Below are 20,087 nucleotides of genomic sequence, written 5' to 3' on the forward strand. Positions count from 1 at the left end.
CACATCAGTAACCGGTCGATGTGGCGCGCGTCATGAGTTCGCCTGCGCTGCTCAGCAGTTGCCGCGGATCGGTGGTGACCGTGGTGTGGCCGATCCGCCAGAAGTCGGCGCCCGGCTCGGCCTCCAGTTCGAGTGTGCCGGTGGGACGCCAGGACGCGTCCAGGGTCAGACGCCACGAATGCAGATGGGTGCGGGGAAATGCGCCGGTCCGGTCGAACAGCGGATCGCCGACGATGGGGTGACCGATCCAGGCCAGGTGCACGCGAATTTGATGCCGCCGCCCGGTGATCGGGCGCAGTGCCAGCACCGTATGGGAATCGGTGCGGGCCAGGGTGGTGAATTCGGTGACCGAGGGATAGCTCTTGCCCGTCGCCACGTCCTGCTCGTCGACCAGCCAGGTGTCGCCCGCGCGGTGAATGCTCTCGCGCGGCGCGGCGATTCGCACCCGGTTCTTGCGGCCCACGCTCAGCGGCAGATCGATGACGCCGCGGTCGGGCAGGCCCGTGGAGGCGGTGACGGCCAGGTACGTCTTCTCCGCGGTGCGCTTGTTGAACTGCCGGGTGAGCTGCCCGTGCGCGGGCAGCTCCTTGGCCAGCAGGACGAGACCCGAGGTGACCTTGTCGATCCGGTGCACCGGATACAGCGTCTCGCCCTGCGCCGCGGCCATTTCCACGATGTCGGTGTCGTGGCGTTCGCCCGTCACCGAGATCCCGGCCGGCTTGTTCAGGGCCAGGACCGCCTCGTCCTCGAGGATCAGGCACTCGGTGCGCAGTTCGGGCCACGATGTTTCCACGCGGACCAGCGTAATGAGGCCCGGCGCGGCCCGGTGTCACCAGGCGTCAGGCGACGGCTCGCTCCAGCTCGGCCAGGCCGTTCTCCAGATGGTCGGTCATGCGATCGAGGTCCGGCACGGTGCGCCGGCAGCCGACCAGGCCGAAATCGAGATTGTCGCCATTGGTGGTCAGCGTGATGTTCATGGCCTGCGATTCGAACGGAATCGACAGCGGGTAGTTGGCGTCCAGACGCGCACCCTGCATGTAGACCGGCTTGCGCGGCCCGGGCACATTCGAGATCACCAGGTTGAACGGCATCCGCGGCAGTGCTTCGAAGCCCGGTAGTAGCGACACCCCGAGCGGCGTCATCAGCGCGGCCGACAGCAGCATGGCCTCCAGCTTCGGTAATTGCGTGAACACCCGTTTGGCGTCGCGCATGGAGGTGCTGATGGTTTCCAGCCGGACCGCCGGATCCTCGATGTGGGTGCCGAGGTTGGCCAGGCAGGCCGCCACCAGGTTGCCCTCGGAGGTATCGGATTCGGCGGCGCTGCGAATGTTGACCGGCACCATGGCGATCAGCGGCTCGTCCGGCAGTGCGTCACGCTCGAGCAGATAGGCGCGCAGCGCGGCAGCGCTCATGGCCAGCACGATGTCGTTGACGGTGGCCCCGGTGGCCAGCCGGACGGCATTGATCCGCTCCAGCGGCCAGGACCGCACCGCGATGCGCCGGGCCCCGCCGATGGAGGTGTTGAGCAGGGTGCGCGGGGCGGTCATGGGCAGGGTGAGCCGCCCGTCGATGGCGCCCCGCAACGGCGCGGCGATCGATCCGGTAGCGCGCAGGATCCGCGGTACCGCCCGGCGCAAGTGCGTCCAGGGGCTTTCGGGTTCGGGGCTGTCGTCGCGCGGCACCGGCGCCGTGCCCCACGGGACGGTGAGCCGGCTGTCGAACGGGTCGTCGGTGAGGGTGCGCTGCAGCAGCCGCATGGCCGAGACGCCGTCGATGAGGGCGTGGTGCATCTTCACGTAGACCGCGAAGCGGCCGTCGGACAGGCCCTCGATGAGCCGGGCCTCCCACAGCGGGCGGTGCCGGTCCAGCAGGATGCCGTGCAGGCGCTCGGTGAGGTCCAGCAGATCACCCAGGCCGCCGGGTGCCGGCAGTGCGGAACGCCGCAGGTGGTAGCCCAGATCCACGGTCTCGGCGTGGGACCAGGCGAGGCTGGAGAAGCCGCCCAGCAGCCGGCTCGGTCTGCGCCGGAATCGGGTGCGGACATCGGTTTTCGCGGCCATCGCCTCGAAGAGCTCATGGGTGAACTCGGGGCCTGCGTCGGCGGGCGGTTCGAACAGCTGCAGACCGCCCACGTGCATGGGATGCTCGCGGGATTCGATGGCCAGGAAGATCGCGTCGAGAGGGTTGAGCAGGTCCATGGGAGCCGCCTTAGCCGGGTGGGGCACAACTGCCCGGAGCGGATACGGTGCGGCGACGCTGCCCCCCGCTGCGTTAACGGTTAATCAGGCTATCACTCTATATGATTCAGCCCACGTCGACCTGTTGGCGCAAACTCCCAGCTCTGCACGGCGTGTCCGCTATCGGGGCGCGAGTTCGGCAGCCCGCCACGGGACTTCCCGCTCGGTGTCGGTCCGCGACGCGAAGGTCATGGCGACGATGGTGCGGCGTCCGTGCGCGAAGGGGTGCACACGGTGCAGGGTGGTGTCGGCGCGCATCAGGTAGAGGTCGCCGGGCTGTATCTCCCAGGAGTGGATCGGATTGCGGGTCAGGGTCCGGTAGATGTCGGCGTGGTCCCAGTCGCGGCGGGTGTGCGCCACCGTCTGCACGAAGCCGCCGTCCGCCAGCGGCGGGCACTCCACCACCAGGACGAGGGCGAAAGCGTAGTCGTCCCAATGCCATTGGTCGACCGAGTCGTCGTGGTGCAGGCGGCTCACGCGGTAGCGTTCGGCCTCGGGGCAGGCCAGGACCGGTTCGGCGGCGACCACGGAAAGGCTGTGCCGCAAGGGTTCACAGTCGTAGAGCTGCGGGATGCAGGAGGCGTGGGCGGCCACCTCCTGCTCGGTCAGGTCGACCTGTTGCCGGGCCAGGCCCTCGCCCTCGGGCAGCAGGTCGCCCCACTGTTTGTGATGATCGAGCAGGGTCAGCGCCTCGGCGGCGAGGACCCGTTTTACCCGGTGCGGGAGCAGAAATCCCAGCCGTGCGATTCCGGTCTCCGCCAACCGGTTCCGCGCGTGCTGCAGCGCCGAGGGATCCACTCCCCTCAGGTGTCGTAGGGCGATGTCCACCGTGCTGTGAGCCGGCATCGCGCACGTCCCTTCACCCGGCCGTCGCGAACGGCCCACTGCCGAAAAGACCGGGTCGTGACCCGGGCGACCCGGCCTCAATTGTATTCCGTTGCCCGGCAACGATTATGGAATCGGGTTGCCAGTTGATCACGATCTGAAGCGGCTGCCGCCGCCCGGACGCGCCGAATCCGCCCGATTTCGCCCGGCCGCCCCCGGCAGCGCGGTAGCTTGATATTCGCTATGGCGGATTACGGGCATGAGCTCCGGTTCGGGATCTTCGTGCCGCCCGAGGCGGCGCGCGGGCGTCTGCTGCTGCGCCTGGTGCGTCACGCCGACGAGTCCGGGCTGGAAGTGCTGGCGGTGCAGGATCATCCGTATCAGCCCGCCTTCCTGGACACCTGGACCCTGCTGTCCTATCTGGCCGGCGTCACCCGCAACCTCACCCTCATGCCCGCGGTCGCGAACCTCCCGCTGCGCCCGCCCGCGGTGCTGGCCCGCAGCGCCGCCAGCCTGGACCTGCTCAGCGGCGGCCGGGTCGAACTGGGCCTGGGCGCCGGCGCGTTCTGGGACGCCATCGAGACCATGGGCGGCACCCGCCGCAGTCCCGGCCAGGCCCTCGCCGCATTGCGCGAGGCCATCGCGGTCGTTCGCGCGCTGTGGGGTGAGGGTGAACGCGCGCAGCTGGCCGGCCAGTTCTATCCGTTGCGCGGCGCGAAACCCGGTCCGCGCCCGGCCCATCCGATCGGCATCTGGCTCGGCGTCTACGGTCCCCGCGCCCTGCGCCTGACCGGTGAACTGGCCGACGGCTGGCTCGGCAGCGTCGGCTACGCCCCGCCCGCCACGCTGACCGCCATGATGACCGCCATCGACGCCGCGGCCCGCGGGGCCGGTCGCGTCCCGGCCCTGATCCGCCGCGCCTACGTCATCGACCCCACCATGACGCCCGGCCAGCTCACGGAAGTGGCCCTGGCCCACGGCATCAGCGAATTCCTGCTCCCCGTCGACCCCGGCGGCGACCGCGCCACCCACCATTTCGCCACCGAGACCGTGCCCGCGGTCCGGTCCGCGGTCGCCTCGGCCCGCGCCGGTCACCCGGTTGTCTAGCCCCGAAGACAGCTATCTGGCCCCGAAGAATCGGTTGTGCATGATCTGGCGGATGGGGGAGAGCAGTCCGTCGAAGGTCACCCGATCCGAGCGGACGGTGTGCAGGCTGGCGTCGCCGCGCTTGGGGTCCTCGCAGATGACGCGCAGCTTCCTGGCATTGCTGTGCACCGCGCCGAGGGTGAGGGTGACGGTGCCGTCGGGGCCGACGATGCCCCACGGACCGCTGATATCGGACGCCGCGATCTGGCACTTGTTGTCCGGCTTCTCGCCGGTGACCAGGGCGGTCACCTCGGTGCGGCCCTGGATCACGGCCTTGGGTTCGCCACGGGCATCGGTGGCGGCACCCACGGCGAGCACGGTGCCGAGGCTGCCGACCACGGCGACGGTGAGAACGCGGGCGCGCAGTGATCGAGACATAGCACCGATATTGGACCCTGCCTCGTGAGTATTTCGTGATGGCGCGGGATGAACTGCCAGTGAACAACGCACCAAACCTGTTCGAGACCGCCATCGACGCGCAGGGTTGCCCTGCAGTATCTTGCATTCCAATCGCTGTTCACCCCGACCGGAGTGTTTTCGGCGAGGATCGATTTGCTGTCGGTACGCTGTGCGCCGTTCTATGTGCCCTGATTGGTAGAAGCTGGACGGAACCCTCCCGAGGAGGATGTGGTGACTGCAGTTGCTCCAAAGCCCGAACAGAATCTCGAGGCGATCCGCCCGTATCCGCCGCGACACGGTCCCAAGGGCTCGTTCGTCCTCAAGGTGATCACCACAACCGATCCCAAGATGCTCGGGATGATGTACATCACCACCGCCATCAGCTTCTTCCTGATCGGTGGTCTGATGGCGCTGCTCATGCGCGCGGAGCTGGCGCGGCCGGGCATGCAGTTCCTCTCGCCGGAGCAGTTCAACCAGCTGTTCACCATGCACGGCACGATCATGCTGCTCTTCTACGCCACCGCGATCGTGTTCGGCTTCGCGAATGTGGTGCTGCCGCTGCAGATCGGTGCGCCCGACGTGGCCTTCCCGCGGCTGAACGCGCTCAGCTACTGGCTGTACCTGTTCGGGGCGTCCATGGCGACCGCCGGCTTCCTGACCCCGGGCGGCGCGGCCGATTTCGGCTGGACCGCCTACACGCCGCTGTCGGACATCGTGCACGCGCCGGGCGTGGGCGGCGACCTGTGGATCCTGGGTCTGGCCGTTTCCGGTCTGGGCACCATCCTCGGTGGCGTCAACATGATCACCACCGTCGTCTGCCTGCGCTGCCCGGGCATGACGCTGTTCCGGATGCCGGTGTTCGTCTGGACCATCCTGACGACGAGTTTGCTTATCCTGGTAGCCTTCCCGATCCTGACCGCCGCCCTGTTCGCGCTGGCCTTCGACCGCCACCTGGGCGGGCACATCTACGATCCGTCGAACGGCGGCAGCATCCTCTTCCAGCATTTGTTCTGGTACTTCGGGCATCCCGAGGTGTACATCATCGCGCTGCCGTTCTTCGGCATCATCTCCGAAGTCATCCCGGTGTTCTCGCGCAAGCCGATCTTCGGTTACACCACCCTGGTCTACGCGACCTTCGCCATCGCGGCGCTGTCGATCGCGGTGTGGGCGCACCACATGTACGCCACCGGTGCCGTGCTGCTGCCCTACTTCTCGTTCATGACCTTCCTCATCGCGGTTCCGACCGGTGTGAAGTTCTTCAACTGGATCGGCACCATGTGGCGCGGTCAGCTCACCTTCGAGACGCCCATGCTGTTCGCGATCGGCTTCATCGTCACCTTCCTGTTCGGTGGGCTGTCGGGTGTCATCCTGGCCTCGCCGCCGCTGGACTTCCACGTCTCCGACACCTACTTCGTGGTCGCGCACTTCCACTACGTGCTCTTCGGCACCATCGCCTTCGCCACCTATGCGGGCATCTACTTCTGGTTCCCGAAGATGACCGGCCGCATGCTCGACGAGCGCCTGGGCAAGTGGCACTTCTGGACCACCTTCCTCGGCTTCCACGCCACCTTCCTGGTGCAGCACTGGCTGGGTGCGCAGGGCATGCCGCGCCGGTACGCCGACTACCTGCCCAGCGACGGATTCACCACGCTGAACACCGTTTCCACCATCGGGTCGTTCATTCTGGGCGCGTCGGTGCTGCCGTTCGTGTGGAACGTCTTCAGGTCCTACCGCTACGGCGAGGTCGTGACCGTCGACGACCCGTGGGGCTACGGCAACTCCCTCGAATGGGCGACCTCCTGCCCGCCGCCGCGGCACAACTTCTACGAGCTGCCGCGCATCCGCTCCGAGCGTCCGGCCTTCGAGCTGCACTACCCGCACATGATCGAGCGCATGCGCGCGGAGGCGCATGTGGGGTGGGGCTCGGGGCGGCACACGGTGGAGGAGTTCGAGAAGGCTCCCAGGTAGCTCGTTCCGCACGTCGGGCGCGGCGGCCGTCTCCGGACGGCCGTCGCGCTTTTTGCGTGCTGAACAGGCGCATCTCGCCGAAATAAATTTAGGTTTGACATAGAAAAGAAAGTGAAACTATATTTAGGTTCAACATAGAAAGATCGGCGGAAGCGCCGGGTCTCACCGAAAGGCACTGCCAGTGCGCAAGATTCAGTTCTCCGGCCGCAGTCCTGTCGTCCTCACCGCCGCCGAGCTCGTGCCCGGCCCGGGCCAGTTGCTGGTGCGCACCGAGCTGGCGGGCGTCCACCTCGGGCTGGTGCGCATGCTGCAGCGGGACGGCGGACCCGACGGCGGTGAGATCGTCGGCACGGTGGTGGCGGCCGGACCGGACCTCGCCGACTGGGTGGGGAAGCGGGTGGGCGGCGTCGTCTTCGAGGGCGCCTACGCCGAATATGCCCTCGCCGCACCGCAATTGATGTCCGAGATCCCCGCCGGGGTGGATGCCGCCGACGCACTCACGCTGGTACGGGGCGGCGTCATCGCCCTGGGCCTGCTCCGGACGGCACGGTTCGCCGCCGGGGAGTCGGTGCTGGTCACCGGCGCGGCCAGCGGGGTCGGGCATCTGGCCGTCCAACTGGCTCGGGCGCTGGGGGCGGCGCGGGTGATCGCGGCCGTCGGCAGCCTGGACAAGGCCGAGTTCCTGCGCGACTGTGGCGCGGACGAGGTTGTCACCTACGCGGACGCCTGGACCGAGCGGGTGGACGTCGTCCTCGACGGCGTCGGCGGCGACGTGGCTCAACGCTGCGTGGACATCCTCGCCCCGCACGGTCGCCTGATCGCCTTCAGCGCTTTCGGCGGAACCATCGACGCGGGCAGCCTGCTCGGGGAGCTGAAGACCGTCGGCGGCTTCTCGATGGGCCTGCTCAGCCGGACTCGGGCCGATCTGCTGGAAGGCTGGCGGGCCGAACTGTGGAACCTGCTGGCGTGCGGGCGAATTCGCCCTCGCCACATCATTCTTCCGCTCGACGAGATGGATGCCGCACTCGGTCTCATCGAGACTCGCGGCAATCGCGGCCGGGTGGCGGTGCGCATCGCCTGAAGTCGGGGGCGCACCCTCGGATTCGGGTGCGCGCCCCGGCGATCCGTCAGGGGCGAGGCCAGGGCCGCCCGTCGAGGCGCTCGATATCGGTATTGAAGCGTTCGAGATAGCTCGCGAAGGCGGTCACGTCGTCGGCGGACCAGTTCACCATGACGCGGTCGAGGCCCTCGGTATTGGCCTGACGCTCGGCCTCCAGGGCCTGTTCGCCGGTGTCGGTGATGCGGAATTTGCGGGCGATGCCGCCGATGGGGTCGGGGATGCGCTCGACCAGTCCGGCGCGCAGCAGCGCGGCGGTCTGCCGGTTGACGGTCGAGGTGTCGAGACCGAAGGCCTCGGTGAGCTGGCCGATGGACATGGGTCCCTCGACGCTGAGGCGGCTGAGCAGGACGTAGGCGCTGCGATCGAGGCGGGTGCCGGAGCGGCGGTAGCGGGCGGCAATGGAGTAGCGGCCGAGCAGCATGGTCTCGAATTCCACTCGGGCCGTGGGCTTTTCGGACGAGACCGGATGTCCGGACGAATCCGCGGGCTGTCCCATGCCGTCCTTTCGTCGCGAGCTGCGGAATCTGTCTATCACAGCGGGAAGAGTGGTCGCCGGACCGGGGAGCTGGGCTGCTGGCGCGGTGACGGCGAGCTGGACCACCACGGCCGGCTCGGGTCGCTGCCCATCGGACAGCTCGCCGGCTACGGCACCGCCACCGTGCTGAATACGGCGGGCGCGCTGATCTGTCGGAAGTGGCTGCCGCCCGGCCGATTTCGCCGGGCGGCTACCCGATCCGCTCACGCCTGCCGGGTCGGCAGCACCACCACCTGGCGCAGGTTCACGTGCGCCGGACGGCTGGCGGTGTAGGCGATCAGATCGGCGATATCGTCCGCGCGCAGCGACTCCATGAACCCGAACATGCCGTCCAGCTCGCCGCTGAGCTCGGCATTGTCGATGTGGCTGCCGAGTTCGGTGTCGGTGAGGCCGGGCTCGATATTGGTGACGCGCACCTTGCGCGCGCCGAGCTCGGTGCGCAGCGTCGCCGACAGCTGGGTGATGGCGGCCTGGGTGGCCCCGTACACCGCGTAGCCGGGGAACGCCACGTGCGCGCCGATCGAGGAGATGTTGACCAGGTCGGCGGTGCGGCCCGCGTCCGCGGCGGCCAGCAGGTCCGGCAGGAAGGCGCGGATCATGCGCAGCCGCCCGGCCACATTGGTCTCCAGCATGCGGGTCCACTCGTCCTCGCGGCCGTCGGTGATCGGGTTGGGCAGCATGACGCCCGCCGAGTTCACCACCAGGTCGACCGGGCCGAACGCGGCGTGCACCGCGTCCGCCGCGGCGGTCACGCCGGCCGTGTCGGTGACGTCCACCGGCACCGCCAGCGTGGTCCCGCCCTCGGCTTCGATCTTGGCGGCCAGGGTGTCGAGCCGGTCCGCGCGCCGCGCCAGCAGTGCCACCCGGGCCCCGTTGCGGGCCAGCAGCAGTGCGGTGGCCTCGCCCATGCCGCTGGCGGCTCCGGCGATGACGGCGGTGCGGCCGGACAGGTTCTCGTAGCTCATGTCGAATGCTCCTTCGCTTTCTGCGTGTGCATTCATCCTGCGAGCGCGCGCGATCGGCAACGAGGGTTGCGGTTTTCCTGGGTCTGCCGGTACCAGGATGGGTTCGTGCGCTGGACCCCATAACGACCTCACCCCAGCAGAATTGGATCAGTTCGCAGCAGTCGGACACGCCGGACAGGACCGTGCTCACGATCCGCGTCGGCTAGCGGATCGGCACTGTCACGCCGGGTGATGTGGGCTCCCCGTGCAGGATCAGATGGCTCGGAGCGACGTCTTTCTTTTTGCCCATATCGTCATTCTTGTTGCCTTCTTTACCGGGGAGTTCGAAGGCCAGAGGAATCGTGGTAGTGGCGCCGGGAGCGAGCTGGTGGAGCTCGCCGTTGTACGGGTGAAGCCTCGCTGTGGCGGTTGCATCGGGGGCTACCGAGCGGCCGTCGACGGTGACCAGGCGCTGAGCGGCGGTGGTGAACAGTTGCTGACGTTCGGAGATGTTCGTGACCGTCAGTGTCACGATGGTGTAGACGCGGTCTGCGTTCGCCGGGGCGGTGATACGCACTCCGGAAACCACATCGCTCACGGTGAAGGCGAAACTGCCGTCGTACACCGTGTGCGCCGGGTCTGCGGGCTGACCGCCGATCGTGAACGGCGGCGGACCGGACGCTGTTGTCGCCGAGGAAGAGGGCTGCGCCGGGATGCTCGTACCTGGGCCCGACCCGGTATCGAGGCCGCTGGTAAACAGCCACACCATCACCGCAGCGATGAGTGCAATCCCGGCCGCCGCCAATATCCATTTGGGTCCCAAAGGATTTCGTCGTGGATCGGAATGTGCGGCAGGGGCAGGCGAGGATGCGCGGGACTCGTGCGTCACCGGGTGAGTCGCCGCCGGACCGGTGGCAGTTATGCCGCGGGTCGGCGGGCTGGGGCCGGGGGCTGCCGAGTCCAGGATCGGTGGGGGCGGTCGCGCCGGTGCCGGCAGGTTCAGGGCGGCTCGCGCGGCAGCGGCGAATTCTCCCGCGCTTGCGTAGCGATTGTCCGGGTTCTTGGCCATGCCGCGGGCGATGACATCGTCGAGCGCGGTCGGGACAGCAGGGGCAGCCTGCGAGGCGTGCGGTGGTTCGGACATCAAATGCGCGTGCATCTGCTGTGCCGGGTTGCCGCTGAAGGGCGGATGCCGAGTGAGGGCTTCGTAGAGTACACAGGCCAGCGAATAGATATCGGAGCGCGCGTCGAGCGTGCCGGTGAACCGCTCCGGTGCCATATATTCCAACGTGCCCACGACCAGGCCGGTGGCTGTGAGTGCGGTGCTGTCGGCGGCGCGGGCGATACCGAAGTCGATCAGGTACACGAAACCGGTGGTGTGCTCGAGGATATTGCCCGGCTTGACATCCCGATGGATGAGTCCCGCCGCGTGTGCGGCATCCAGCGCCTCGGCCGCCTGGGCGATGACCTCCACAGCCCGAGCCGGAGCCATGGTGCCCGACCGCAGGCGCGCGGCCAGGTCGATGCCTTCGATGTAGGCCATCTCCAGGAACAGGTGCCCGTCGATTTCACCGAAGGCGTGAACGGGCACGATATGCGGGTGGTGCAGCTGAGCCCCCAACCGGGCCTCTCGCTCGAAGCGACGCCGATAGCCCTGATCTGCCGAGTTCGCGGCAGACAACACCTTCACGGCTACGGTGCTGCCGGTACGGTCGCGTGCCAGCCATACCTCGCCCATGCCGCCACTTCCCAGCAAGCGTTCGAGACGATAGGTCCCGAACGAGCCGCCGCGCTGCCCGGACATGCTCCGACCGTACCCCCGGATAGGTACCGGGATGGGTTCGTACGCTGGGCCCCATGCAGAACGATCTCGGCGACTTCCTTCGCTCGCGCCGCTCCCGCATCCAGCCCGCGGACGCGGGGCTGCGTGAATACGGCCGCCGCCGGGTCCCGGGCCTGCGCCGTGAGGAGGTGGCGCAGCTGGCCGGGGTGAGCGTCGACTACTACATCCGCCTGGAACAGGGCCGCGGCAAACATGTTTCGGATGCCGTGCTCGACGCGGTCGCCCGTGCCTTGCGGCTGAGTGATCAGGAGCGGCTGCACCTGTACGCGCTGGCCCGGCCGGGCGGCACCGTCGACGCGCATCCGACCACCGTGTCCAGCGTCTACAGCGACACCGTCCACCCCGGTGTCCGGCTGGTGCTCGACGCCCTCACCGCGCCCGCCTTCGTGCTGGGGCGGCGCATGGATGTGCTGGCCTGGAATACCTTGGGCGACTTGGTATCCGGCTTCGCGCGCATACCCGCCGGGGAACGCAACCAGGCGCGCTACCTGTTCCTGGATCCCGCCGCGTCCACCTTCTATCCCGACTGGGAGGCGGTGGCCGGCGAGACGGTCGCGTTCCTGCGGCGCGATGCGGGACTGCATCCCGACGATCCGCGGGTGGCGGCGCTGGTCGGGGAACTCTCCGCCCGCAGCGCGGTCTTCCGGCGGCTGTGGGCCGCGCATCCGATCAAGGAGAAGACGCGCGGCGCCAAGCTGATTCAGCATGCCGAGGCAGGGCGGCTGGAGCTGGGCTACGAAACCTTCGCGCTGCCGGGCGATCCCGATCAGCTGCTGGTCGTGTACACCGCCGCGCCGGAGTCACCGGCCGCGGCGGCGCTGGCCCGGCTCGCCGGGCTGCACTCCGTGCACGCCTGAACCGGCGGTCGGCTCTCAGTTCGTGGCAATGGATTTGCGGTGCACCGGGCCGTGCGCGTCCTGGCAGTGCGGGACGTGGTCGTGCTCGGTGTCCGGGCATTCCGCGTGGTCGGTGTAGTCGACCTGGAGCACGCTGTGATCGATGTGGTGCTTGTCGGAGAGCATGGCGGCGACCCCGGCGCGCACCGCCTGGCTGTCGGTGCCGGGCCCGACCAGGATGTGCGCCGACAGCGACGGGGTACCGGAGGTGATCTCCCAGATGTGCAGGTCGTGCACCTCGATGACGCAGTCCACCTCGGCCATCTCCCGGCCGATCTCGATCGGGTCGAGGTGGGCGGGCGCGGCCTCGAGGAAGATGCGGCCCGAGGCGCGGACCAGGCTGACGCCGGCCTTCACCATGAGCACCACCACGATCAGGGTGGCGATGCCGTCGGCGCGGGCGAAGCCGGTGAGCATGATGATCAGACCGGCGACCGCGGTGGCGATGAAGGCGAACAGGTCGTTGAGGATGTGCTGATACGCGCCCTCGACATTGAGACTTGTCCGATTGGCGCGGCTGATCATCCAGCCGGCCAGTACGTTCACCACGATGCCGACCAGCGCGGTGGCCAGCACCAGGCCACCGGTCACCTCGGGCGGGTTGATCAGGCGGCGGATGGCCTCGTAGGTGAGCCAGGCCGCCAGGCCCAGCAGGGTCAGGCCATTGGCCTGGGCGGAGAGGATCTCGGCGCGCTTCCAGCCGTAGGTCATGCGGCCCGCGGCGGGCCGGGCCGCCAGCCGGATGGCCCACAGCGCCAGCACGATCGAGGCCGCGTCGGTGAGCATGTGGGCGGCATCGGAGAGCAGTGCCAGCGACCTGGCGACCAGGCCGACCACGACCTCACCGAGCAGGAACGCCACGATGACCGCGAGCGCGCCGGCCAGCCAGCGCTTGTCGCTGTCGGCGGTCGCGCCGTGCGAATGCCCGGCGTGGTCGTGCCCGTGTGAATGCTCGTGCCCGCCCATAACCCTCCTTCGGTAGTGCCCGACGAACACCATATGCATGAATCGCTATGTATGCAATATTTGTGACACGTCCGATTCGGGTGGTTTGCCAGGAGAAAGCTCGGCCTCCTCATGAGAGGTCGCGGAACGTCATGAGGAACCCGGCGAACGCGATCACGAACAATGCGACGAACCCGGCTGCCCGCAGCCACAGCCAGGGCCAGTCCCGGACCCACAGCCCGGTGAGCATGACCCCGACCAGCATCAGCGCCCCATAGAACGGCGTCCGCTGCGGATGGCGACCCATAGTTCCTGCATACGCCTGTTCCGGGGATCGGGCACTCGCGGCACGCCGGGCCCGCGCGGGATCGGTTCGCCTATTACTGCGCCGTGGGTGTCTCGCAGCGCTGGTGGGCGCATACTCCCGAGATCGCGACACTGACGGTGTCGGTGGCCGACGCGCTGATGATTCGCCCGCCGCCGCACGGTTCCAGGCCGACAGTGCCCCGGCCGAGGGCCGAAAAGCCTAGAATCACAAGGGTGGACGCAATTCTGACAACCATCGGTGTGGTCGTGGTTATCGGTATCTCCGGCGCGGCCTATGCCGCGTTTCTGTTGCTACGCGGTCGTAAATAGTTCGGGGGCAACGGGTTCGGCGTTGCCGGGCGCTCAGCTCTGGACTCGGGGCCAGGGGTAGAAGGCCAGGTGGATGAGCAGCACCACCAGTGCGGCCAGCAGGATGGCGGCGATCGGGTGGGCGCGGCGCTCCAGGTAGCCGATGGTGCGAAACAGGGTGGGGAAGGGCACATCTCGGCTGAAGAACATGGCCAGAATGCTGGGCACGATGACCCACATCAGGGCGATCAGTCCGTAGAGGACGTACGCGCCCAGGTAGGACTGTGGGTGCATGCCACGGTCGGTGGCGGCGAACAGGACGCCGAAGACGAAGGTGGCCACCGCGGCCAGGAGATACCCGGCGCCCAGTAAGGTGATCGGCGAATACGGGTTGGTGACACGGCCGTTCACGGTGAGGGTGCGCCCGGCGACCATCTGTGGGGTGGGCTCGGGCGGGGTGGCCAGTTGCGGGACAGCGTAATACGCCAGCAGCACGATCACCGACACGACGATGAGCCGGACGAACGAGTGCTGAGTCTCCAGATGCCCGATGGTGTTCGAGATGGTCGGCCAGCTCGCCAGTCCGAAGACCGACGCCAGCTCCGACGTGGCGATCGCCAGTCCCGCGAGGCCCCACATGCAATAGCCCCAGAATTCCACCGAGCGCCCCGCCGCTGTCGGTACGGCCGCGCTGCCGACATCCTCCGTCATGCTGCCGTTGTATCACTAAAACGGGGGCCTACCTGGGAGCATGCGCAGTCGATGCCGGGTTGTCACGGGTCCGACATCTAACGGTACCGGCGGGTCGGTTCGGGTGCGCCACAGCTGGTTTCGGCTCCGCCCTGGCGACCCGCCGGTGTACCGGCTACTTGCCGTCGGCCGTCAGACGACCGGCCGTGCCCCAGCTGTCGGCGGGCGTCTCGTGGATCCATACCTGCACGGCCTCGGCCGGAATCTGATAGGCGTCCACGAAGGCGTCGGTGATGCGGCGGACCAGGTCCCGCTTCAGCTCGACGGTGCGCGGGCCCTGCTGCACGGTGACGATGGGCATGATTGTTCTCCTTCGCGAAAACTGCTGGGATACCGGCCATCTCGGAACCCGGGGTTCCGATCTCCGATCCGCTCGGCGGCCTGGGAACAGTTCACCGGAAAACGGCACCCCGACCAATGAGCAGGTCGTTCGCGCAGTGATAAGCGATCCTTATCGCCTGTGCGCCCGCGAGATCCTGTGCGCCCGCGAGATCTCTACGCGCCCGCTAGCAGAGCGCCCAGCAGGCGCAGATTCGGCGACGCCGCATCCGCCCGCACCGCCAGTGCGATGGGCAGGGTCAGGCCCGCATCGGCGAAGGGGCGGAAGGCGACCCGCGTGTTGTGGACCTGCCGTGCGTTCGATGCGTAGACCACCGTCCACATGGGCGAGCCCGCGCCGATGGCGGCCAGCGTGTCCTGCAGGGTGGTGGAGGTGGGCGCGGGCACCGGCTCGAATCCGGCGCGCACACATGCGTTCAGCACCAGATCCACCAGCGCCGGATGGTTGCGCCGTTCGGTCAGCCGCAGCGGCACCGTGGCCAGGTCCGCCAGCCGGACCGAATCCTGGGTCGCCAGTGCGTGTTTGGCGGGCAGGGCCACCACCAGCGGATCGTCCCAGGCGGGCAGGAAGTCCAGTTCCGGGCTCTCACCGGGTTCCGGCGAGCGCACGAAGGCGGCGTCCAGACCGCCGTCCGCCACCCGGGCCAGCCGATCCCGCACCGGCAGCGCCACCAGCTCGACCTGCACCTGCGGCGCCTGCTCGGCGAAGGCATCCAGGACCGCGTCCAGGCGCTCGCCCAGTCCGGTCACCGTGCCCAGCCGGAACACCTCCGCGCGGCCACCCGCCAGGCCGGCCACGCTGGCCCGGGCCTGATCGGCCGCGGCCAGCACACCCCGCGCCGCGGGCAGGAAGCGCAACCCGGCCTCGGTCAGCCGCACCCGCCGCGGCGACCGGTCCAGCAATTGCACGCCCAGATCCCGTTCCAGCCGCCGCACCTGCTGGCTCACCGCGGGCTGCGCGATGTGCAAGCGCTCGGCCGCTCGCCCGAAGTGCAACTCCTCGGCGACGGTCACGAAATACCGCAACTGACGCAATTCCACGAGCCCATGGAACCATCAGCGCCCGCCCGGGGCCGTGGCGAGGCGGCGGGGTCGGCGTGATCGGCCGGGTCAGCCCAGGTAGCGGCCGTACCAGTCGAGTACCCGGCGCCAGGCCTCGGCGGCGGCGGTGGGCTGGTAGCGGGGGCCGGTGTCGTTGAAGAAGGCGTGGTCGGCATTGTCGGCCACGAAACTTTCGTGCGGGAGCCCCGCCTTGTCCAGGGCCGCCTCGGCGGCCGGACGGGAGGCGTCGACCCGGCTGTCCAGCGCGCCGTAGACGGCCAGCACCGCGGCCTTGGATCCGGTGACCTGGCCGCCGTCGGGGAACGGGCCGTAGAAGGGGGTGGCGGCCGCGAGTTCGGGAGTGCCCGAGGTGAGCAGCAGCCAGGTCAGACCGCCGCCGAAGCAGAAACCGGTGGCGCCCAGCTTCTTTCCGGGCACGCGGCGCTGCAGCTCGGTCAGGCCCGCGCGCAGATCGGCGACGAATCGGTCCTGAGGGATCTTGCCGAGTGCGGCGGTGGCGGCCGCCTGATCGGTGAAGGTGGCGGTGCCGCCCTCTTCGGAGAGCAGATCCACCGCGAGCGCCGAGTAGCCGACGCCCGCGAAACGTCCTGTCACCGAACGGATGTGGTCGGTCAGGCCGCGGTTCTCGTGGATGACGAGCACGCCGCCCATCGGCTGGGACGCCTCGGCCCACGCGGCCTGCAGGGTGCGGCCCTCGGGTCCGGCGAAGGTGATCGCGGTGGGCTGCAGGGCCGTCGCGGTGCCGGGCGGTGCGGCCGCCGGGGACGCAGACCCGCTCGCGGCGGTGGTCGTGGGAGAGGACTGCTTGCCCGAGTCGGCGCAGGCCGCCAGCAGCGCCACGGCCGCCGGTGTCCCCATGCCGAGCAGCCCCAGCCGGCGTAGCGCTTCCCGGCGGCTGAGCAGACCCTCGGCGTGATCGGTGGCGATTTCCTCTGCGATATAGCGCTGCAGCGGCGTCATGCCCTCAGCCTAGGCCGCCGGACCGGTCCGGTCTCGGCCGAAACGCTGGGGATCTGCCGTCAGGATCGGACCCCGCTGAACGCGTCGGCCACCGCCGCGCCCGCCGCAGCGAAGGCGATCCCCTGACCGGTGCGGCATTCCGCCGCGTGAGCGGGCGGGGTCACCGGTAGGCGGAAATGTCGAAGGCGCCGTTGCTCTGACGGAACGAGACCGCTGAGTCCGGCCAGAGCAGCGTGACGCGACCGGTCTGTTCGTCGCGGTACCAGCTCGTGCAGCGGCCCTGGGTCCACACCGTGTCGCGGGCGCGCTCCTCGATATCGAGCATGGAGGAGCGGACCGCCTCGGGCGTGACCTCCAGGACGGTGTCCGCGCTGGAGGCGAGATGATCCAGCGCGCTGAGCGCGTAATCGATCTGGGTCTCGATCACATAGATCGCGGAGTTGTGGCCCAGCGCCGCGTTCGGGCCGTCCAGCACATACATATTGGGGAAGCCGTCCACGGTGGTCGACGCGTGCGCGACCATGCCGTTGCTCCAGCGCTCGGACAACAGGGAGGTGCGGCCCCGGATGTGCTTGGCGATCGACGGCCGGGTGGCGTTGAAACCGGTGGCGAAGACCAGGATCTCGAGATCGTAGGTGTGCCCGCTCCCGGCGATGGCCAGGCCGTCGTCGATGCGGGTCAGCTCGGTCGGTTCCAGCTGGACGGTGTCCAGCTGCAGGGCCGCGTAGTAGTCGTCGGAGAAAAGGATTCGCTTGCAGCCGATTTCGTAGTCGGGGGTGAGCTGCTGCCGCAGGCGTGGATCGCGGACCTGGGCCGCCAGATGGTCCGTGGCGCGCTGGTGCAGCAGATCGATCTCCGGGTGGCGGCGGCGCCGGGCGGCGATGCTGAGCTCGGCCTCGGCGAACAGCTCGTCGCGCAGTTCGGTGATGGTCCGCGGATCGGCGGCGAAGCTCGACAGCTCGTCGGGGGTGTAGAAGCGGTCCCCGCGCGGCAGCACATAGGGCGCCGAGCGCTGGAAGACCACGACCTCGCTGGCCTCACCCGCGAGCCGCGGCAGGATCTGGACCGCGGACGCGCCGGTGCCCACCAGGCCGACCCGCTTGCCGACCAGCGACACCTTCGGATTCCACCGCGCCGAATGCCAGTGCCGGCCACCGAAATTCTCCAGCTTGGCGACCGGCGGGATCCGGGGTTCGGTCAGCCGTCCGGTGGCGATGATCAGGGTGGCGGCCGAGAAGTCGCCGCGGGAGGTCCGGACGAACCAGCGCGCCTCGGCTTCGACCCACTCCGCCTGTTCCAGCGCGCAATTCAGCCGCAGATACGGTTCCAGCTCCTCCTGCTGGACGCACGACCGCAGGTAGGCGTGGATCTCCGCGCCCTCGGCGAACACCCGCGACCATCGCGGATTCGGCCGGAACGAGAAGGAATACAGGTGGGCGGGGATATCGCAGGCCACGCCCGGATAGCGGTTGTCGCGCCAGGTGCCGCCCACATCGTCGGCCTGTTCGATGATGACGAAGGAGTCCCGGCCCCGGCGGGCGAGCTGGATGCCCATGCCGATACCGGCGAAACCCGCGCCGACGATCAGCACGTCGACCCGTTCGGGGCTCGAATGTCCTTCGGCGGTGGCCGGATCCGTGCTGTCAGGCATGGCCGTACCGGGTGGTGCGGCGGCGCAGCGAGCGGCCCAGCTCCGCGGCGATCCGATCGACGTCGGTGACGGTGAGGCTCAGCCCGGCCTCCGGACCGGACTCCGGCGCGAGCCGGCCGTCGAGCAGCAGGCCGCCGAGATCGTTCGCGCCGCCGCGCAGCAACTCGACCGCCACCGCCAGCCCCAGCCGGGGCCACGCGGCCTGAATATTGTCGATGCGCCCGTGCAGGAGCAGCCGCGCGACGGCGTGCACCGCCCGCGTCTGCCGCCGGAGTGCTTCGGGCACAACGGGATCGAGGAAGCCGGACGCCGCGGTCACGGGAACCATGGGCATGGCGATGAATTCGGTGAAGCCGCCGGTGCGGTCCTGGATATCGGCGAGCAGTCGCAGGTGGGCCACCTGCTGCGCGGGGGTTTCCACGTGCCCGTAGACCATGGTCGAGGTGGAGGTCAGGCCCGCGCGGTGGGCGGTCTCGATCACCTCCACCCAGCGGCTCACGGGCAGATCCGGGCTGCCCTTCAACCGGGCGCGCACATCGTCGTCGAGGATGCGCGCACCGGTGCCGGGAACCGATCCGAGGCCGGAATCCTTTGCCCGCGCCAGGAACTCGTCCAGGGGCAGCGCGCGGCGCGCGGCGCCGTCGAGCAGTTCCTCCGGGCGGAAGGCGTGCAGGTGCAGGGGAGCGGTCTCGGTGATGGCGGCGATCAGCGCCAGATAGTCGTCATCGCTGTCGGCGGGTAGCGGGCCCTGCATGCAGATCTCGGTGGCGCCCAGGGCGTGCGCCTCGGACACCAGCGCGGCCAGTCGCTCCCGCGCCGCGGAGCCGGACACCACGGCGGTGTCCAGATTCCGGTTCACGACATAGGTGAGGGCGTCGCCGACCGTTCGCCGCCGGAGCGCATCGGCCAGCTCGCACAACCGCTCCAGCTCGGAGCCGTCCGCGTGCAGCAGCGCGATGTATCCCGCGTCCGGCAGGCCCGCCGGATTCCGCTCCGCTTCCGCGAGCCACTCCCGCACCCGCCCCGCATCGGACAAGCCAACCTCGGCGACACCACGATCCACGATCGCCACGATACCGCCGCCCTCCGGGCGTTCCGTCCGGCTCGGTGCCGCTGGGTGGGCGGTCCCGAGCCGGAATGCGGACAACCATGCGGGTCAGGCGGCGGTGGTGTGCCCGATGGTGATGTTGCCGTAGGAGTTCCGGGCGTGGACCTCGACGATGTCCTGCGGCCGGCTGACGGGGTACAGCTGGTTCTGGATGGTGCCCTTCTGCGCATTGGTTTCCATCCGGGCGGCGCTGCCCGGGTGGATGCCGATCGACAGGTCGCCGGTGGAGGTCTCCACGTCGATCACGCCGCGGGTGGCCTCGACGATGCGGATGTCGCCCTTCGCGACCTTCGCCGTGACCGAGCCGAGCGGGCGCTCGACGGTGATGTCACCGGCGGAGACCTCCAGCTCGCACTCGCCGAGCGGGCCCGCGCCCAGCAGGTTGCCCATGCCGAGCGAACCGGTCAGGCGGGAGCCTGCGGGCACCTCGACGGTGACCTCGACCGACCCGCGGCCCGCGAGCGGGGAGAACTTCCGCCAGCCCTTGGGGGCCTGCACGGTCAGGGTGCCCGCGGCGAACTCGGCGCGGATCTGCTCGGCGGCGCGCACGTCCTCCTTCTTGGACGCGTCGGCCGGGCGGATCTCGACGACGGTGTCGGTGCGGTTCGAGGCGATGACGGTGACGTTTCCGGCGGCCACGTCGACGGCGACGGTGATGGCTTCGGGGGTCTGGAACGTGGTCATGGTGTTTCTCCTTCGAGGGGCTGTGCTGCTGATGTGACTACTTTCGCGAGCCCGGCTGAC

20 protein-coding genes are annotated in these 20,087 nt (G+C 69.1%); 4 read left to right on the forward strand and 16 right to left on the reverse strand.

Annotated elements, in window-relative coordinates; translation table 11 throughout:
• Positions 1-4: 4 nt before the first annotated feature.
• From ACFXKA_RS01870 to ACFXKA_RS01880, 3 genes are all read right to left on the reverse strand, one after another.
• On the reverse strand, positions 5-793 hold the full coding sequence (locus tag ACFXKA_RS01870) for an RluA family pseudouridine synthase (RefSeq protein ID WP_379425403.1): 789 nt from the start codon (positions 791-793) through the stop codon (positions 5-7).
• 46 nt (positions 794-839) lie between these two features.
• Complete coding sequence (locus ACFXKA_RS01875) at positions 840-2,198, reverse strand: wax ester/triacylglycerol synthase family O-acyltransferase (protein WP_379425404.1); 1,359 nt, start codon at positions 2,196-2,198, stop codon at positions 840-842.
• 159 nt (positions 2,199-2,357) lie between these two features.
• Positions 2,358-3,083 (reverse strand): hypothetical protein, encoded by a 726-nt coding sequence (locus tag ACFXKA_RS01880; RefSeq protein ID WP_379425406.1) that lies wholly within the window; start codon positions 3,081-3,083, stop codon positions 2,358-2,360.
• A gap of 222 nt (positions 3,084-3,305) precedes the next feature.
• Between ACFXKA_RS01880 and ACFXKA_RS01885 the strand changes: the two genes are divergently transcribed.
• Entirely contained in the window at positions 3,306-4,169 is an 864-nt protein-coding gene (locus ACFXKA_RS01885; protein WP_379425407.1) for an LLM class flavin-dependent oxidoreductase, read from the forward strand.
• A 12-nt stretch (positions 4,170-4,181) separates the two neighbouring features.
• On the opposite strand, the gene ACFXKA_RS01890 is transcribed toward ACFXKA_RS01885, so the two are convergent.
• Entirely contained in the window at positions 4,182-4,586 is a 405-nt protein-coding gene (locus ACFXKA_RS01890) for a hypothetical protein (protein WP_379425409.1), read from the reverse strand.
• Between the two features lie 252 nt (positions 4,587-4,838).
• Between ACFXKA_RS01890 and ctaD the strand changes: the two genes are divergently transcribed.
• Both ctaD and ACFXKA_RS01900 read left to right on the forward strand, forming a co-directional pair.
• Positions 4,839-6,575: a cytochrome c oxidase subunit I gene (gene ctaD, locus ACFXKA_RS01895; RefSeq protein ID WP_379425411.1), complete on the forward strand. Its 1,737-nt coding sequence runs from the start codon at positions 4,839-4,841 to the stop codon at positions 6,573-6,575.
• Between the two features lie 181 nt (positions 6,576-6,756).
• The gene (locus ACFXKA_RS01900) at positions 6,757-7,656 is read left to right on the forward strand and encodes a zinc-binding alcohol dehydrogenase family protein (protein WP_379425413.1); all 900 of its coding nucleotides are present in this window, start codon (positions 6,757-6,759) and stop codon (positions 7,654-7,656) included.
• Positions 7,657-7,702: 46 nt separating this feature from the next.
• Here ACFXKA_RS01900 and ACFXKA_RS01905 read toward each other — a convergent pair whose 3' ends face one another.
• From ACFXKA_RS01905 to ACFXKA_RS01915, 3 genes are all read right to left on the reverse strand, one after another.
• Positions 7,703-8,191: a MarR family transcriptional regulator gene (locus tag ACFXKA_RS01905; protein ID WP_354830737.1), complete on the reverse strand. Its 489-nt coding sequence runs from the start codon at positions 8,189-8,191 to the stop codon at positions 7,703-7,705.
• A gap of 242 nt (positions 8,192-8,433) precedes the next feature.
• Positions 8,434-9,195 (reverse strand): SDR family oxidoreductase, encoded by a 762-nt coding sequence (locus ACFXKA_RS01910; protein ID WP_379425415.1) that lies wholly within the window; start codon positions 9,193-9,195, stop codon positions 8,434-8,436.
• A gap of 202 nt (positions 9,196-9,397) precedes the next feature.
• Positions 9,398-10,978, reverse strand: a complete 1,581-nt coding sequence (locus ACFXKA_RS01915) for a serine/threonine-protein kinase (RefSeq protein WP_379425416.1) — start codon at positions 10,976-10,978, stop codon at positions 9,398-9,400.
• Between the two features lie 53 nt (positions 10,979-11,031).
• Here ACFXKA_RS01915 and ACFXKA_RS01920 point away from each other — a divergent pair, with 53 nt between their 5' ends.
• Positions 11,032-11,874, forward strand: coding sequence for a helix-turn-helix transcriptional regulator (locus tag ACFXKA_RS01920; RefSeq protein ID WP_379425418.1), 843 nt, complete (start codon positions 11,032-11,034; stop codon positions 11,872-11,874).
• Between the two features lie 15 nt (positions 11,875-11,889).
• On the opposite strand, the gene ACFXKA_RS01925 is transcribed toward ACFXKA_RS01920, so the two are convergent.
• From ACFXKA_RS01925 to ACFXKA_RS01965, 9 genes are all read right to left on the reverse strand, one after another.
• Complete coding sequence (locus ACFXKA_RS01925) at positions 11,890-12,879, reverse strand: cation diffusion facilitator family transporter (RefSeq protein WP_379425419.1); 990 nt, start codon at positions 12,877-12,879, stop codon at positions 11,890-11,892.
• Between the two features lie 109 nt (positions 12,880-12,988).
• Positions 12,989-13,165 (reverse strand): hypothetical protein, encoded by a 177-nt coding sequence (locus ACFXKA_RS01930; protein ID WP_354830724.1) that lies wholly within the window; start codon positions 13,163-13,165, stop codon positions 12,989-12,991.
• 362 nt (positions 13,166-13,527) lie between these two features.
• A complete protein-coding gene (locus ACFXKA_RS01935) occupies positions 13,528-14,184 on the reverse strand; it encodes a hypothetical protein (RefSeq protein ID WP_354830722.1) in 657 nt (218 codons plus the stop codon).
• A 154-nt stretch (positions 14,185-14,338) separates the two neighbouring features.
• Complete coding sequence (gene dmpI / locus ACFXKA_RS01940) at positions 14,339-14,632, reverse strand: 4-oxalocrotonate tautomerase DmpI (RefSeq protein WP_379425421.1); 294 nt, start codon at positions 14,630-14,632, stop codon at positions 14,339-14,341.
• 86 nt (positions 14,633-14,718) lie between these two features.
• A complete protein-coding gene (locus ACFXKA_RS01945; protein ID WP_354830719.1) occupies positions 14,719-15,603 on the reverse strand; it encodes a LysR substrate-binding domain-containing protein in 885 nt (294 codons plus the stop codon).
• Between the two features lie 69 nt (positions 15,604-15,672).
• On the reverse strand, positions 15,673-16,584 hold the full coding sequence (locus tag ACFXKA_RS01950) for a dienelactone hydrolase family protein (RefSeq protein ID WP_379425423.1): 912 nt from the start codon (positions 16,582-16,584) through the stop codon (positions 15,673-15,675).
• A 160-nt stretch (positions 16,585-16,744) separates the two neighbouring features.
• Complete coding sequence (locus tag ACFXKA_RS01955; protein ID WP_379425424.1) at positions 16,745-18,235, reverse strand: flavin-containing monooxygenase; 1,491 nt, start codon at positions 18,233-18,235, stop codon at positions 16,745-16,747.
• Positions 18,228-19,298: an FO synthase gene (locus ACFXKA_RS01960; RefSeq protein WP_379425426.1), complete on the reverse strand. Its 1,071-nt coding sequence runs from the start codon at positions 19,296-19,298 to the stop codon at positions 18,228-18,230. The genes ACFXKA_RS01955 and ACFXKA_RS01960 overlap by 8 nt, the downstream gene beginning before the upstream one ends.
• Positions 19,299-19,391: 93 nt before the next feature.
• Positions 19,392-20,027 carry a DUF4097 family beta strand repeat-containing protein gene (locus ACFXKA_RS01965; RefSeq protein ID WP_379425428.1) on the reverse strand — a complete coding sequence of 212 codons (636 nt, stop codon included), beginning with the start codon at positions 20,025-20,027 and terminating at the stop codon, positions 19,392-19,394.
• Between the last annotated feature and the right edge of the window lie 60 nt (positions 20,028-20,087).

Source organism: Nocardia sp. NPDC059228, assembly GCF_042754245.1.
In the GTDB taxonomy this organism is placed as follows: Bacteria; Actinomycetota; Actinomycetes; order Mycobacteriales; family Mycobacteriaceae; genus Nocardia.

Excerpts from the sequence above, each read along its gene's own strand:
- ACFXKA_RS01875 (WP_379425404.1), bottom strand. The coding sequence starts at position 2,198 with ATGGACCTGCTCAACCCTCTCGACGCGATCTTCCTGGCCATCGAATCC.
- ACFXKA_RS01880 (WP_379425406.1), bottom strand. The coding sequence starts at position 3,083 with ATGCCGGCTCACAGCACGGTGGACATCGCCCTACGACACCTGAGGGGA.
- ACFXKA_RS01885 (WP_379425407.1), top strand. The coding sequence starts at position 3,306 with ATGGCGGATTACGGGCATGAGCTCCGGTTCGGGATCTTCGTGCCGCCC.
- ACFXKA_RS01890 (WP_379425409.1), bottom strand. The coding sequence starts at position 4,586 with ATGTCTCGATCACTGCGCGCCCGCGTTCTCACCGTCGCCGTGGTCGGC.
- ACFXKA_RS01905 (WP_354830737.1), bottom strand. The coding sequence starts at position 8,191 with ATGGGACAGCCCGCGGATTCGTCCGGACATCCGGTCTCGTCCGAAAAG.
- ACFXKA_RS01910 (WP_379425415.1), bottom strand. The coding sequence starts at position 9,195 with ATGAGCTACGAGAACCTGTCCGGCCGCACCGCCGTCATCGCCGGAGCC.
- ACFXKA_RS01915 (WP_379425416.1), bottom strand. The coding sequence starts at position 10,978 with ATGTCCGGGCAGCGCGGCGGCTCGTTCGGGACCTATCGTCTCGAACGC.
- ACFXKA_RS01920 (WP_379425418.1), top strand. The coding sequence starts at position 11,032 with ATGCAGAACGATCTCGGCGACTTCCTTCGCTCGCGCCGCTCCCGCATC.
- ACFXKA_RS01925 (WP_379425419.1), bottom strand. The coding sequence starts at position 12,879 with ATGGGCGGGCACGAGCATTCACACGGGCACGACCACGCCGGGCATTCG.
- ACFXKA_RS01930 (WP_354830724.1), bottom strand. The coding sequence starts at position 13,165 with ATGGGTCGCCATCCGCAGCGGACGCCGTTCTATGGGGCGCTGATGCTG.
- ACFXKA_RS01935 (WP_354830722.1), bottom strand. The coding sequence starts at position 14,184 with ATGACGGAGGATGTCGGCAGCGCGGCCGTACCGACAGCGGCGGGGCGC.
- ACFXKA_RS01950 (WP_379425423.1), bottom strand. The coding sequence starts at position 16,584 with ATGACGCCGCTGCAGCGCTATATCGCAGAGGAAATCGCCACCGATCAC.
- ACFXKA_RS01955 (WP_379425424.1), bottom strand. The coding sequence starts at position 18,235 with ATGCCTGACAGCACGGATCCGGCCACCGCCGAAGGACATTCGAGCCCC.
- ACFXKA_RS01965 (WP_379425428.1), bottom strand. The coding sequence starts at position 20,027 with ATGACCACGTTCCAGACCCCCGAAGCCATCACCGTCGCCGTCGACGTG.